Genomic DNA, 15,273 nt, shown 5'->3' with positions numbered 1-15,273 from the left:
ACAAAAAATAATAGAGCTTGTAACAATGCCTTAAGTTTAAATATATTAAATTAATAATTAATCAGATGCTAACTTAAGTGCTGCGATTGCAGGTAGGGTTTTGCCCTCTACAAACTCTAAAAAAGCACCGCCGCCTGTGGATAGATAACTGACATCATCTGCTACTTGGTATTTATCAATCGCTGCCAATGTATCGCCACCACCTGCAATGCTAAATCCTGACGAGTCTTTGACAGCCATTGCTAGCACTTGTGTGCCTGTGCCAAATTTATCAACCTCAAAGACGCCCACAGGCCCATTCCATAAAATGGTAGCGGCCTTATGAATATGCTTGGCAATCTCATCGGCACTTGCTTTTGAGATATCCAAAATCATGTCCGTATCATTAAGTTCATTGATAGGCTTGACCGTTGCTGCTGCCTTCTCAAGCGAACCTAAAAAGTCATCAAAATCAATCTCGTTTTTGTCAGCCACCACCACTTCAGATGGCAATAAAATGTTGGTTTTCTTCATGATTTGTTTAGCGGTATCAATCAAATCAGGCTCATATAATGATGCACCCACATTCACGCCTGTTGCCGCCAAAAAAGTATTGGCGATGCCACCGCCAACGACGATACTGTCACATTTTTGAGCAAGGCTTGTCAGTACATCAAGCTTGGTTGAGACTTTGGAGCCGCCAACAATTGCAAGCACTGGTGAGGCAGGATTATCAAGTGCTCGTGACAGAGCGTTTAACTCCTCAGTTAATAAATTACCTGAACAAACCTGCTTGCCTTGCCCAATAGCAGCACGAATGACGCCTTCAGTTGATGCTTGGGCACGGTGTGCAGTACCAAAAGCATCCATCACAAAAATATCGCAAAGATTGGCGTAAGCATTTGATAGTTCATCAGAATTTTTCTTCTCGCCAACATTAAAGCGTACATTTTCAAGTAAAACCAATTCGCCTACCGCCACTTCTACACCATCTAGATACTCAGCCTCAAAGCGTACGGGTGCATCTAAATGCTTTGACAAATAGTCAGCAACAGGTGCCAGCGAATATTTTTGGTCAGGCTCACCCTCGGTTGGCCGACCCAAATGTGATGCGACTAATACCGCAGCACCTTTTGCTAAGGCATCTTTTAAGGTTGGTAAAGCGGCTTGTAGTCGCACATCACTGGTGATGACACCATCTTTAATGGGAACATTCAAGTCCTCACGAATTAACACACGCTTGCCTGCCAAGTCCAACGCTTTCATGGTTAAGATTGCCATAAATATCCTTTGCTTAACTTAAAAATAATTTAAAAAATTTAGATATAAAATCTAAAACCAACAACAAATTATAAATGAAATTTTGGGTCATTAGCAACCATCATATCATCATGGGCAATGAGCGCCAACGGATATCACCGCCCCATCGCTCAGCCGATAAGCTACAAGCTTACCACCCCATACACAGCCGCCATCAAGTGCACGCACAAATTTGGTCGCTACTTCAGCGTTTAACGCTGCCCAATGTCCAAATAAAATGCGTCTTTCTCGTACCGCAAACCAAGAAAACCAAGGGCGAAAATCCATTGGCATGTCATCTTTTAGTGATTCTTTAAAAGAAAACTCCAATCGCCCTGATTGGGTACAAAGACGCATGCGAGTAAAGTAGTTGGCGATGGCACGCATTCTTTGGTAGCCATTTAAGTCATCTGACCACGCTTCGCTTTTTTTGCTATAAAGATTTGGCAATAATCGATCTAGCTGTCTTAGGCTACCTGACAGCTGCTTTTCAAGCTCTTTGGCGTATCCTGCCGCCTCAGTGATGGACCAATTGGGCGGAATGCCTGCATGTGTCAGTACGGTCTTGTCATCTGGAAACACCAAAAGTGGCTGCTGTCGAAGCCAGTTAAGCAGCTCATCACAGTCAGGCGCTTCAAAAATCGGTAGCGTCTTGTCTTTTGGCTTAGGGGTTAAGACACCCCGCCAAGTGGCAATTAAGGTAATATCGTGATTACCAAGCACTGTGGTCAGTGCGCCAATATCTGATAGGCGTTTTACTTCCCTGAGTGTGGCAAGCGAATCTTCACCTCGTGCGACAATATCACCTGCAAGCCAAAGTTTATCTTGGGTTTCATCAAAATTTAACGCACTTAATAGCTCATTAAATGCACCAAAACAGCCTTGTAAGTCACCGATAACATAGTGATGGCGGTAGTGTTTTTGTTCTGTATTCATACTCAGCAATTAATGATTAAGATGATGACTGACGGTTTTTGACGACCAAATCAGCAAGTAAAACAAACTCATGCACACGCAATGTCTCAGGGCGTGCACTTGGACTGATGCCGATTTTTTCAAAATCTGATTCATCTAAAGTTGGCAGCAGTCCATTTGCCTTAAAAATTGCTCTTAAAGTCTTACGCCGATGATTAAAGCTTTCACGAACCACCAAAGCAAATACCGACTCATCCATCGCTGTAATGGGCTTAGTTTTATAAGGTGTTAGCCGAAAAACTGCACTGGTAACTTTGGGTGGTGGATTAAACGCCCCTTTGGGGACGGTGAGCAGATAATCCGATTGACAATAATATTGCATAATCACCGATAATCTGCCATATTCTTTTGAATTAGGCTCAGCCGTGATACGATCAACCACTTCTTTTTGGAGCATAAAGTGCATATCTTTGATCACATCACTAAATTCAAGCAAGCGAAATAAAATCGGTGTAGAAATATTATAAGGCAAATTGCCCACCACCCGAAAAGCACCTTTACCAATCTGCTCTGCCAACGCACGATAATTGATATGCATCGCATTATCATTGATGATCGTAAAATCAGGATGACTATTGGCACCAATATTAATCTTCAGCTGGGATGCCAAATCTCGGTCAAGTTCAATCACTGTCATGCCATCAACCTCAGCAAGCAAAGGCTCGGTTAATGCCCCAAGACCTGGCCCAATCTCTAACAAATTATCCTGTCTATCTAGCCGAATGGCGGTCACAATCTGAGAGATAACATGAGTATCATGTAAAAAATTTTGACCAAAACGCTTACGGGGTGCATGCTTGGCTTGTTGCGGAGACTTTGGGATAATGTGCATAATTGATGATTGAACGCTGAATAAAAATTGTGATCATCATACCATGTTTCGATGATGAGCGTGAAAATTTTCATGATGAATTTTGCAAATTTATGCAAAATCAAAGCCAGATAGTGACATTTTATTGGCATAAAAAATCGCTTGTTTTAGGCTACTACTAGACGCCCTGCCTGTCCCTGCCAAATCCAGTGCAGTGCCATGATCTACCGATGTACGCACATAAGGTAAGCCCAAAGTGATATTGACTGTATCACCAAAACCATGCGACTTAAGCGGCGCAAGACCTTGATCGTGATACATAGCAATCACAGCATCACAGTTTGCCAAGTGCTGCGGTGTAAACAGTGTATCAGCAGGCATGGCATAAGAAATATTAATACCCTCAGCCATCAATACTTTTAAGGCAGGATTGATAATGAAAATTTCTTCATCACCCAAATGCCCGTCTTCGCCTGCATGTGGATTAAGACCACAAACCAAAATTTTGGGTGATAAAATACCAAATTGTGTCATCAATCCTTGATGAGTAATCCTGACGGTTTTCTTGATTTCATTGGCGGTAATGGCGTAAGTAACATCTTTGAGCGGCAAATGTGTTGTTACCAGTGCCACTTTCATCACACGATTAGCAAGCATCATAACGACTTTATGACAGTTTGATTTGTGCATAAAATATTCGGTATGACCGCTAAATATATCGCCATTATCAAGGCAAATGCCTGCTTGAATCATCACAGATTTTTGTATAGGAGCGGTGATGATGGCACGGATTTGATGCATTTTTGCTAACACATGTGCCAAATGTAGTTGCCGCTCTACCATGGCAGCGTTCGCGGTGTTTAATTGACCTGCGATAACTTCATCACAGCAAATTATATTTAAAACAATCACCAAAGGATGGTTTTTTGATTGATTTTTTAAATTATCAGTTAACTGACTATCCAGCCAATTTTCTGTGATGTGATCTATTTTGTCAGGCACATCAATCACATAAAAATCAGGTACTTTGCTAAGCTTGCCTACCTTGATAAGTACTTTGGCTCGTGCAATAAATGCCGATTTATCGGCAGTGATCAGCCAAATACCTTCTGATAAATCGCCAGCATCGATCACATCCAACACAATATCCATACCAATGCCAGCAGGCTCACCTGTGGTGATGAGCATTGGCTTAGTAGGTGTGTGATTGAGCGGATAATTCGCCTGATTGTCAAGCGATTTATTGATGATATTTTTATCAAAATTAGGCATTTTTGAAGATTCTCACAAGGTTTTTATGGTACAATTTAAGTTTTTTTATGGCATATTTTCCAGCCGGATTTTATCATTATTTATAGCGATTACCAAACATAAATCCTATTTGTACGACCTTTTGCATAAGCCAAATACTGACATGACCAACACGAACGATAAAAAAGACAGCCTCCTTACGCTTCAGCCGCCTCACAGCATTGAGATGGAGCGTTCACTTTTGGCAAGCTTGATGAGTATTAATGATTCATTTGAAGACATAGAAAATATCATCAACGCCAATGATTTTTATGGCGAAAGACACAAAAAAATCTTTGATGCCATCAGTCATTTGGCGCGTGTCAATGAGCCATACGATAGCATCATGGTGCATGATTATCTAAGTCGCATTGGTCAGCTGGTATCAGCAGGCGGTGAAGACTATCTCATTACCATCAATCAAAGCACGGCAAATTATTTTAATCTCATCAATTATGCCGAAAAAGTACGAGAAATGTCGGTATATCGTCAGCTGATTTCGTCCGCCAATCATATGCTAAATTTGGCATATCACCCAAAAAAGCAAACCATCACAGAGATTTTAGATACGATTGAATCGGATATTTTTCGTATTGGGGAGAGCTTTGCTAAAGGTAGTAGTAAAACAGGCCCACAGCGTATCGATGATGTCATGGCAAATGTCGTCACTCAGCTTAACGACATTCGCTTACGCCCTAATGGCCTGATTGGTCTTGATACAGGGTTTATTGAGCTTAATAATAAAACACTTGGTTTTCAAAATGGCAACCTAATCATTTTGGCAGCTCGCCCAGCGATGGGTAAGACGGCTTTGGCACTAAATTTTGCACAATCGGCACTGATGTCTAATAAAGCAGTTGCCATTTTTTCGATGGAGATGCCTGCTGAATCGATTGCTATGCGTATGTTGGCAGCATGGGGCAGTATTGATATGAAGCGTCTAATGTCGGCGAATATGAACGAAGATGAATGGGGGCGTTTTATGAATGGCGTCACTTTGCTTCAAGACAAGCATTTATACATCGATGACCGTTCAGATCTTAGCCCTTCTGAAATCAGAGCCACTTGCCGTAGGATTGCCAAAAACCACCCTGACGGTTTGGGATTTGTTTTGATTGATTATATGCAATTGATGCGTGTGCCTGGTATGGGCGATAACAAAGTCAATGAAATGGGCGAGATTTCTCGCAGTTTAAAGGCACTGGCGCGTGAGCTTAACTGTCCTGTGGTTGCTCTATCTCAGCTTAACCGCAAAGTTGAAGACCGCCCAAACAAGCGACCATTAATTTCAGATATCCGTGAATCAGGGCAAATTGAGCAGGATGCTGACTTGATTTTATTTGTATATCGCCATCATTATTATCACCAAGACAAAGATGATATCAAGCATTTGGCGGAGGTTATCATCGGCAAAAACCGTCAAGGTGAGCGTGGTAAAGTGCCGCTCAAATTCATTGGTGAATATGTCCGATTTGATGATTTAATTCCAGGCGATATGCCTGAAGATTATGATATCGATGAATAATTTTAAGAATAATGAATACGATGCGTAGCACCTCTATCACCATCCACCCTAATGCTTTGACACACAATCTGCAAATCATCAAAAGCCAGCTTGACCCAACGACCAAAGTACTTGCTATGGTCAAAGCAGATGCATACGGTCATGGCATAGATGCAACCGTCCCTGCTTTGATCCATGCCGATGGCTTTGGTGTGGCGTGTTTGTCTGAAGCCATGGCGGTCAAGCAAGTACTTGATGGCATGAATCACAAAAAACCCATCGTACTGATTGAAGGTGCGTTCAGCTTAGATGAGTGGAAAGTGGCAATTGACCATGATTTTGGCTGTCTGATTCATCATGAAAATCAGCTCATATGGGCATTGTCTCATCGGCCCAAGCAAGACCAATTTTGCCATACCATTTGGCTAAAATACAATACGGGCATGAGCCGCCTAGGATTTAATGACGATCACATCATCACGGCCGCCAAATCGTTGGCCGATGCAGGCTATCGGCTAATTTTGACAAGTCATTTTGCATGTGCAGATGACAAATCACACCCACTAAATGCACAACAAATCAGCAAATTTGATCAAGCCTTGGCGTGTATTCGATCGTTTGCACCTGATACGCTTGCCAGTTTGTGTAATTCAGCAGGGATTTTTAATTTTAAGCACCAGCATCATGATTGGGTGCGTGCTGGTATTGCCTTGTACGGCTCTAAGCCCATCACCGATCAATCAGCCAAAGCACTCAATCTCATGCCTGCCATGACGCTATCGGCACAAGTGATGGCAATTCACACCTTGGCAGCTGGCGACAGTATCGGTTATAGTGCACTGTGGGCAGCACAAAAACCACATCAAATTGCTGTTGTCAGTATTGGCTATGGCGATGGTTACCCCAGAGTGGTGATGGGTGCTAAAGTCAGCGTGACCGATACTTCAGGCAATCGCCACTTATGCGATATCATTGGTAGAGTTGCCATGGATATGTTTATGATTGATATTGATGGGCTTGATATCGCCATTAATACGCCTGTTGTGCTGTGGGGCGATTCGCCCACGATAGATGAGGTGGCAATGTGTGCAGGGACAATTGGCTATGAGCTGATGTGCCGTTTGACCACTCGACCAAAGCGATGTATTATGGATACATACCTACCCAAGAAGGAATTTAAATGAACATAAAAACTTTCAGCTTAGCTGTGATCTGTGGGCTAACGACCACCGCATACGCCCAAAGCTTACCGATTGATCATGATGCCAGCCTAAGACTTGGCGTCAATGCGACTTATAATGCGACCGCTTATCATGCCAAAGATCCTGTTTTTATCATGCCCCAAGCTTTTTATGATAATAATCGTTGGTATATCGAAGGTGCTGAAGCGGGTTTTTACCCTTATAAGGATAACAAGCACCATGTGCGTATCGGCTTAACTTATGATGGTCAGAGCTTTGACCCCAATCATGCCAATGCCATAGAACTTAAGCAGCTTAATAAGCGTCAATGGTCAGCACTCGCCCATGCAAGCTATCTTTATATCACCCCTTACGGTGGTCTAAAAGCAAAAGCTGCCACCGATGTGCTTGATCGGCATGATGGTCAGACTGTCACTTTATCGCACCTAAGTCGCTTTAATAAAGATGCTTGGACGGTATATCCAGAATTTGGTGCAACTTGGCACAGTAAAGATTACAATCAGTACTACTATGGCATTTTAGATGCCGAGGCCTTAAAAACCAATCATACCGCATATCAAGCCGATTCTGGTTGGTCGCCCTTTGTGACAGCGACAGTCAATTATCAAGTCACACCAAAAGTCAGTGCATTTGTTAATCAGCGTATCGAATGGCTATCAAATGCCCAAAAAAATAGCCCAATGACTGACAATAAAATTGACAGTAAAACTCGGCTGGGTCTAAATTATCATTTTTAATGATTTAACCTTTGATTAGCCAAAAACCGCCTATCTGATTAGGCGGTTTTTGTGAAACTCAATGACTGATTTATTCAAATCAATTTTTATTCAAATCAATTAATCATTATCTTGAGCTTTTAATTGGATATAGTTTTGAATACCCATATCTTCGATCAGTTCTTGTTGCGTGGTCAGCCAATCTTCGTACTCTTCATTTTCATCTTTTAGCTTCACCAAAATCTCTCGTGATACATAGTCACGATGATCCTCACAAATACCAATCGCTTCTACCAATATATCATGTTTACGCTTTTCAAGCTTTAAATCACATACCAAAATCTCAGCAACATCTTCGCCAATCAAAAGCTTGCCAAGATCTTGTAGGTTTGGTAAACCTTCTAACAGTAAAATTCGTTCGATAAGCTCATCAGACCATTTCATCTCTTGAATGGATTGCTTATAAAATACTTCATTAAGCTCATGGACGCCCCAATTTTTGGTGATGCGTGCATGTAAAAAATACTGATTGATCGCAATGAGTGACTGACCCAATACCAAATTTAACGCACGGATAACTTCTTTATTACCTTTCATAATCACTCCCAATTAGTGAGCATTGCCCTGCTGATTGACTTCAGCAGTCACACTTTGCAGGTAGTTTTGTAGACCCATCAAATCAATCAAACGCAACTGTTTTTCAAGCCAATGGGCGTGATCTTGCTCAGTATCTTCAAGCTGACGCACCAAAATATCTCGTGTCACATAATCTCGCTCTGTCTCACACAATGCGATACCCTCTTTTAAATGTTCTTGAACACGATACTCTAGCTCAAGATCACTTTTTAGCATACTTGGCACATCAGAGCCAATCTGAATTTCGCCCACTTGCATATTTGGCTTTCCGCCCAACATCAAGATACGCTGAATTAATAACTGTGCATGTCCTGTCTCATCTTGCATTTCGTGATAAATACGATCATATAATTTACCAAAACTCCACTCCGCATACATTTGTGCATGAATGAAGTATTGATCACGAGCACCAAGCTCACCACCTAATAAAAAGTTAAGATAATCAATGACTTTTTGAGATGATTTCATGATAAAACTCCTTAGTAATATACCAAATTGATAACACTGTTTTAAATAGCGATTGGTAACTATATTGGCCACTATCTTATCATAAAATTTCAAATCGTCTATCTTAGCTTTGTAGGGATATTGAACCGCGAACGCTTTGCAATCTGATAAGCATTTACAAGTAAAACAAAAAATCATCTGCATAAAACTAGGCAGATGATTTTTAGGATAGATATAACTTTTTGATTTTAAATATAAAATATAATCTATAATGAGAATTGGTATAAATTGTGATTGATTAACCACTCGGTTTATTTGCTTATTTTGTTCAACAGACCGCCCAAAGTCAATATCGAATAAAAATCAGAAATAATTTAGAAACATTAATAATCAAAGTTTCTTAACCTGCCATCACATCAATGGCGATCACATTGGCTTGATGCTCATCAATCAAATCCTGAACCATCGGTACACAGCAACCACAACAAGTACCAACAGATAAAGACTCTTGAAGACCCTTCATACCTGATACGCCTGATGATAACGCAGTCTTGATTTGTGAGTCTTTTACATCATGGCAAATACATACATACATCAGATGACTCCTTTCGCTTTCGATACCGATAAACTTGAGAGATTTTCATGATCAACAATGATTCATGTTTTTTACTTTACAGGCTTATAATAACAATAATTATTCCCATTTGCAATTCATTTTATTAATTTTTTCAAAAACAATTATTTGAAAAATTGATCATGATTAAAAATAGATTAAATATCACACTTATCGCCATGATTCATTATCGTATTTTAGCCTTTGGTAACATTTGATAAGTCGGCAAATCATCAAAATTTATTATCAATTGCTCATAAGGCTGTAATCCATTATAATCAATTGTATAGATAACTATATTTGGAATAATGCTTTATGATCAGCGTTTTTGAACTGTTTAAAATCGGCATCGGACCATCAAGTTCACATACGGTCGGCCCCATGGTGGCAGCCAATCGTTTTTTGGTGTTGCTTGGCGATCGTATGGACAGCGTCCGTCAAATTACCATTGAGTTATATGGCTCTTTATCATCAACGGGCAAAGGTCATGCCACAGATACCGCTATTTTGCTTGGTTTATCAGGGCATGAACCATCTACAATTGACACCACTCGAACCGAAGAATATTTAAAGCCCATCTACCAAGAAGGTCGGTTGATGTTGGGCGGCACGCATCAGATTGCATTTGATGCTAACGAACATCTTTTATGGGATGACACGCCATTGCCTGAGCATCCCAATGGCATGAAACTCATCGCCATACTTGATGATGGTGAACAGTTGGCACAGACTTATTATTCTGTTGGCGGTGGCTTTATCAAAGATGAGCAGCAAATTCACTTAGCACCATCTCAAGATACTCAATCAGCCTACCCTTATGATTTTGACAGTGCAGAAGAGTTGGCGGCATTATGCCAAGCACATGATTTAAGCATTGCCGATTTGATGCTTGCCAATGAAACCGCCCTAAGAGATATTGATGATGTTAAAGCGTATTTAAACGATGTTTGGGACACCATGCAAGCTTGCGTCACTCAAGGCTGTAAAGTTGATGGGATTTTGCCCGGTGGCTTAAATGTCAAACGCCGTGCCAAAGATCTGTATGAGCAACTATCCAAAGAATATGGGTATTCAGGCAATGGAGGTCTGCTTGCCATGGATTGGGTGAATTTATATGCCTTGGCGGTCAATGAAGAAAATGCCGCTGGCGGAAAGGTCGTTACAGCACCTACCAATGGTGCGGCGGGCATCATTCCTGCTGTATTACATTATTACCGTGGATTTATTCCAGCATTTAGCTACCAAGGGGTGCGTGAATTTTTGTTGGTTGCAGGTGCGATCGGTGCACTCATTAAACAAAATGCCTCAATTTCAGGGGCAGAAGTTGGCTGTCAAGGTGAGGTTGGCTCTGCTTGTGCCATGGCAGCGGCAGGATTGGCTCATGTTTTAGGCGGCAGTGTTGCTCAATGCTTGAATGCAGCAGAAATTGGACTTGAGCATAATTTGGGCTTGACATGCGATCCAATTGCAGGACTGGTTCAAGTCCCTTGTATCGAACGAAACGCCATGGCATCGGTCAAAGCCATTAATGCTGCGCGTCTTGCACTACGAGGTGATGGCAGTCATCATGTCTCATTAGATAAAGCGATTGCCACAATGAAAGAAACTGGCATGGATATGATGGATAAATACAAAGAAACCGCCAAAGGTGGACTGGCTATCCACGCTACCAATGCCATGAAGACAGCACAGCGTATTGATGCCATTAATATTAGCTCAGGATTTAGTCAATGCTAATCTCAATCATAAAAAACCAAGCAATGAGCTTGGTTTTTTATTGAAACACTTATTGAAACATTGATTGAAACAAGCTGATAATTATAGCATTTCAGGTGTTTTTGAGATAATTTTATTCAAAGTCCATTTTGGAACAACTTGACCAGTTGTCTCATTTAATAGACGCTCTTGTTTTAGGTCTAATACATAGCGGAAACCTGGCTCGTATTGGAAACCCTCAATATCACCACTTAGCACATTAAAATTACGATCAAAAGTACGGCGATATTGTAAGCATTCTGCTTGCACGGTTTCACCCAAGTTATTGGTTAGCTCGCACACAGCTTTACGAGGTGCGATCTCTACTTGGAAGCTACGCAAATCTTGAACTTGCACCTGCTTAACTTCACCCTCAACAATCATCAAACGCTTATCATCAAGCTGCTTTGATGCACATCCTGCCAATGCTACAGAAGCCAACGCCACGCCTGCAAATAATTTTTTCATATCAATTATCCTTTAAATAAATCATCTAAAAAAAGAGGAGACTATAAACTATAATCACACCCCGATGACGGATCTGCCATTCCAACAAATAGGATGCGATCTATAATCATCTCGTATAAATGCTACCACAAAATTTTGATACTTTTAAGTAAAAATCTGACACAATTTGTAAATCTTTTGTAAATTTATCAAATATTGCCATATAATGTGCAAATAGGCAGTATGACGCACTAAGATAGGCGATCAAAATTTGTCTATATAAATACAAAATAAGCACTTGCTATGATTAATGCTCAATAAAAACCCCACTTGCATGACTTTACAAGTGGGATTTTATTCAAAAGTAAAAATCTATCGTAATATTACAAACCTGCTTCTTTTTCGGCGGCCTCGACAGTTTGACGGATAAGCGTATTGATGGTCATTGGACCAACACCGCCCGGCACTGGCGTATAAGCAGAAGCGATGGCCTCGATACCGTCCAATTCGATATCCCCACAGCCGCCTTGATCGGTTGGATGAAATCCTGCATCAACGACGACCGCACCTTGCTTAATCCATGATTTTTTGATTAATTCAGGTACACCAACAGCACCAACAACGATATCAGCTGAAGCGAGATACTCAGCTAAGTTTTTGGTGCGTGAATGGCAGATTGTTACAGTACAGTTGGCATTTAATAGCATCATCGCCATCGGCTTACCTAAGATGGCACTACGACCCACGACAACCGCATGCTTACCTTCAAGTTCAATACCATAATGTGTCAACAGATGCATGATACCTTGTGGTGTGCATGAGCCATAAGCAGATTCACCCATTGACATACGCCCAAAGCCTAGGCAGGTGACGCCATCGACATCTTTATCCAAACTGATGCGATCAAAGCAAGCTCGTTCATCAATCTGAGTTGGCACAGGATGCTGTAATAAAATGCCGTGCACATCTGGATTATCATTTAGCTCATCAATCTTAGCAAGCAGCTCATCAGTTGTGGTATCTTTTGGCATATCAACACGCATGCTATCCATTCCGACACGCTGGCAGGCATTGCCTTTCATGCGTACATAGGTCGCTGATGCTGGATCATCACCCACCAAAATTGTTGCCAAAATTGGCGTGCGTCCTGTTTTTTGTTTTAATGTCTCAACACGCACTGACAGTTCGCTTTCAATGCTTTTTGCCAATGCCTTGCCGTCTAGTACAGTTGCCATAACCTTGCCTTTTTAGTGATCATCAATCAGTTAATAAATAAATCCAAATAAATTATAGTCAATTTGGCTTAATTTTACCAGTCAATTTGGTATCAATTGTCTCAAAATTAATCGCACCATCTTTCATGGTTGCAGCCACTTTCACACCTTCTTTACCCTGCTTTAGATCGCCAAACAAAATCAGTTTTGATAGCGGTTTTTTGAGTAGCTCTTGAATGGTTCTTGCCATGGGTCTTGCACCCATTAAGCGATCATAACCTTTTTTTGCCAAATGCAAACGCACCTCATCGTCCACAGATAAGATGATATTTTTATCAAGCAATTGATCATATAATTCGGTTATGAACTTATCAACCACATCGCCAATCACCTCGGGCGGTAATGGTGCAAAATTTACGATGGCATCCAAGCGATTGCGAAACTCAGGGCTAAATGTACGCTGTATGGCATTTTGATTATCGCTATGATGATCTTGCTGTGTAAACCCCATCGATCGGCGGCTGATGCTATCTGCTCCAACATTGGTCGTCATAATCACAATCACCTGCTTAAATGATGCCATGCGTCCATTATTATCTGTTAATGTGCCATGGTCCATCACTTGCAGCAACAAATTAAATACATCACTGTGCGCTTTTTCTAACTCATCTAAAAGTAGCACGCAATGTGGATTTTGCTGAATTTTTTCGGTTAATAAACCACCTTGATCATACCCCACATAGCCAGGCGGTGCACCGATCAGCCGTGATGCCGTATGTGCTTCCATATATTCACTCATATCAAACCGCACCAAAGGCACACCAAGCAAATAAGCCAACTGGCGGCTGATCTCAGTTTTACCAACACCTGTCGGGCCTGAAAATAAAAATGAGCCAATGGGTTTATCAGGATGGGTTAATCCTGAGCGTGCAAGCAAAATCGCATCAACAAGCGTATCAACGGCTTGGTCTTGACCGAAGACCATCTGCTTTAGATTAGCGTTTAAATTTTTTAAAATATTCTTATCATCATGAGAGACAGATTTGGGCGGTATGCGTGCGATTTTTGCGACCACTTGTTCTATGATATCAATATCGACTTGGATTGATGATGAGGTTTTTTGGGTATCCATTTGACTATGATTGGTGACTTTATCATGATGCAAACGCACAAAAGAGCCTGCTTCATCGATCACATCAATGGCCTTATCGGGCAAAAATCTTTCATGAATATGCTTGACAGATAATTTAACAGCCGCTTCAATGGCATCTTCGGTGTATGCCACGCCATGAAAATCTTCGTAATATCCTTTCAACCCCTGTAAAATGGTGATTGTATCAGATACCGAAGGCTCTTTAATGTCTATTTTCTGAAAACGCCGAGATAGTGCATGATCTTTTTCAAAAATTTGGCGATACTCAGCAAATGTTGTAGAGCCAATTGAGCGAATATACCCCTTGGCAAGTGCAGGCTTGATTAGATTTGATACATCCATACTACTGTCCATGGACGCACCTGCCCCAATCATCATATGAATCTCATCAATAAATAAAATTGACTCTGGTGTATCTTTTAGCTCATCAATCAAGTCTTTCATGCGTGTCTCAAACTCACCACGAAACTTAGTACCTGCAATCAGCGCACCCATATCCAAGCTATAAATTGTCGCATTAGCAAGCGGTTTTGGCGCCTTGCCATTCACAATCAGCCACGCCAAACCCTCAGCAATGGCTGTTTTACCAACACCAGGATCACCAACCAAAAGCGGGTTATTTTTGCGGCGGCGGCAAAGGATTTGGACGGTGCGTTCAATTTCATCTGCCCGCCCAACCAAAGGGTCGGTTTTACCTTGCTTTGCTTGCTCATTAAGATTTAAAGTATAAGCATCCAGCGGATTTTGCTTGGGCTTTGTCGATTGATTGGCAGACTCGTCGACACCGTCATAAGCGTCATGTGCAGAACGCTGATGAATCGAAATTGCACGAGTAACCGATAAAATATCCACGCCACAAGACTGGATCAACTCATTGGCATAACTGCGTTCTTCTTTAAAAATTGCGACAAGTGCATCAATGGGTTTGACCAGCTGCTGGGTTTGGCTGGCTTGCACTTGCCAAATTGCACGCTGCATCACACGATTTAGGCTTTTGGTTGGCAATGGGTCGACATCTTCACGCTTGGGCATGAAATCTTTAAGATATTGCTTGATACTTGATAAAATAAATTCACTGTCAGCACCGCACTCCTCAAGCACTCTGACGGTAAACGCATCTTTTAATAAACCCATCAACAAATGCTCAACGCTGATAAATTGATGTGAATGTTGCTTAGCAAACTTCAGCATAAATTCTTGAATCGTTAACAATTCAGGACTTAGCATAATAA

General features: G+C 41.3%; 14 protein-coding genes. 4 read left to right on the top strand and 10 right to left on the bottom strand.

Annotated elements, in window-relative coordinates; translation table 11 throughout:
* Positions 1-57 precede the first annotated feature (57 nt).
* The 4 genes from A4U55_RS07200 to pdxA all read right to left on the bottom strand — a co-directional run bounded on the left by A4U55_RS07200 (position 58) and on the right by pdxA (position 4,336).
* The gene (locus A4U55_RS07200; protein ID WP_063454172.1) at positions 58-1,260 is read right to left on the bottom strand and encodes a phosphoglycerate kinase; all 1,203 of its coding nucleotides are present in this window, start codon (positions 1,258-1,260) and stop codon (positions 58-60) included.
* A gap of 108 nt (positions 1,261-1,368) precedes the next feature.
* On the bottom strand, positions 1,369-2,214 hold the full coding sequence (locus A4U55_RS07195; protein WP_063454171.1) for a symmetrical bis(5'-nucleosyl)-tetraphosphatase: 846 nt from the start codon (positions 2,212-2,214) through the stop codon (positions 1,369-1,371).
* A gap of 16 nt (positions 2,215-2,230) precedes the next feature.
* Positions 2,231-3,085: a 16S rRNA (adenine(1518)-N(6)/adenine(1519)-N(6))-dimethyltransferase RsmA gene (gene rsmA / locus A4U55_RS07190; RefSeq protein WP_063454170.1), complete on the bottom strand. Its 855-nt coding sequence runs from the start codon at positions 3,083-3,085 to the stop codon at positions 2,231-2,233.
* A 90-nt stretch (positions 3,086-3,175) separates the two neighbouring features.
* A complete protein-coding gene (gene pdxA / locus A4U55_RS07185; RefSeq protein ID WP_063454169.1) occupies positions 3,176-4,336 on the bottom strand; it encodes a 4-hydroxythreonine-4-phosphate dehydrogenase PdxA in 1,161 nt (386 codons plus the stop codon).
* A gap of 25 nt (positions 4,337-4,361) precedes the next feature.
* Between pdxA and dnaB the strand changes: the two genes are divergently transcribed.
* The 3 genes from dnaB to A4U55_RS07170 are packed head-to-tail and all read left to right on the top strand — an operon-like array spanning position 4,362 to position 7,797.
* Positions 4,362-5,879 (top strand): replicative DNA helicase, encoded by a 1,518-nt coding sequence (gene dnaB, locus A4U55_RS07180; protein WP_003658004.1) that lies wholly within the window; start codon positions 4,362-4,364, stop codon positions 5,877-5,879.
* Positions 5,880-5,899: 20 nt separating this feature from the next.
* Positions 5,900-7,042, top strand: a complete 1,143-nt coding sequence (alr, locus tag A4U55_RS07175; RefSeq protein ID WP_003673160.1) for an alanine racemase — start codon at positions 5,900-5,902, stop codon at positions 7,040-7,042.
* Entirely contained in the window at positions 7,039-7,797 is a 759-nt protein-coding gene (locus tag A4U55_RS07170; protein ID WP_063454168.1) for a MipA/OmpV family protein, read from the top strand. Before alr ends, A4U55_RS07170 begins: the two co-directional genes overlap by 4 nt.
* 99 nt (positions 7,798-7,896) lie before the next feature.
* Here the strand turns inward: A4U55_RS07170 and bfr (A4U55_RS07165) are convergent, their stop codons facing one another.
* The 3 genes from bfr (A4U55_RS07165) to A4U55_RS07155 all read right to left on the bottom strand — a co-directional run bounded on the left by bfr (A4U55_RS07165) (position 7,897) and on the right by A4U55_RS07155 (position 9,454).
* Complete coding sequence (bfr, locus tag A4U55_RS07165) at positions 7,897-8,373, bottom strand: bacterioferritin (protein WP_003657997.1); 477 nt, start codon at positions 8,371-8,373, stop codon at positions 7,897-7,899.
* Between the two features lie 12 nt (positions 8,374-8,385).
* Entirely contained in the window at positions 8,386-8,880 is a 495-nt protein-coding gene (gene bfr, locus A4U55_RS07160) for a bacterioferritin (RefSeq protein WP_063454167.1), read from the bottom strand.
* A gap of 379 nt (positions 8,881-9,259) precedes the next feature.
* Entirely contained in the window at positions 9,260-9,454 is a 195-nt protein-coding gene (locus A4U55_RS07155; protein ID WP_003659890.1) for a (2Fe-2S)-binding protein, read from the bottom strand.
* 333 nt (positions 9,455-9,787) lie between these two features.
* Here A4U55_RS07155 and A4U55_RS07150 point away from each other — a divergent pair, with 333 nt between their 5' ends.
* A complete protein-coding gene (locus tag A4U55_RS07150) occupies positions 9,788-11,209 on the top strand; it encodes an L-serine ammonia-lyase (protein WP_038519408.1) in 1,422 nt (473 codons plus the stop codon).
* Positions 11,210-11,290: 81 nt separating this feature from the next.
* Here A4U55_RS07150 and A4U55_RS07145 read toward each other — a convergent pair whose 3' ends face one another.
* From A4U55_RS07145 to A4U55_RS07135, 3 genes are all read right to left on the bottom strand, one after another.
* Positions 11,291-11,695 carry a DUF4377 domain-containing protein gene (locus tag A4U55_RS07145; protein WP_003657987.1) on the bottom strand — a complete coding sequence of 135 codons (405 nt, stop codon included), beginning with the start codon at positions 11,693-11,695 and terminating at the stop codon, positions 11,291-11,293.
* Positions 11,696-12,057: 362 nt separating this feature from the next.
* The gene (gene folD, locus A4U55_RS07140) at positions 12,058-12,909 is read right to left on the bottom strand and encodes a bifunctional methylenetetrahydrofolate dehydrogenase/methenyltetrahydrofolate cyclohydrolase FolD (RefSeq protein WP_003659896.1); all 852 of its coding nucleotides are present in this window, start codon (positions 12,907-12,909) and stop codon (positions 12,058-12,060) included.
* 58 nt (positions 12,910-12,967) lie between these two features.
* Positions 12,968-15,268 (bottom strand): AAA family ATPase, encoded by a 2,301-nt coding sequence (locus A4U55_RS07135; RefSeq protein ID WP_003663482.1) that lies wholly within the window; start codon positions 15,266-15,268, stop codon positions 12,968-12,970.
* Between the last annotated feature and the right edge of the window lie 5 nt (positions 15,269-15,273).

Source organism: Moraxella catarrhalis (assembly GCF_001632285.1).
Classification (GTDB): Bacteria; Pseudomonadota; Gammaproteobacteria; order Pseudomonadales; family Moraxellaceae; genus Moraxella; species Moraxella catarrhalis.
The sequence above is the reverse complement of the archived record's forward strand: the minus strand, read 5'-3'. Positions and strand labels throughout refer to the sequence as shown.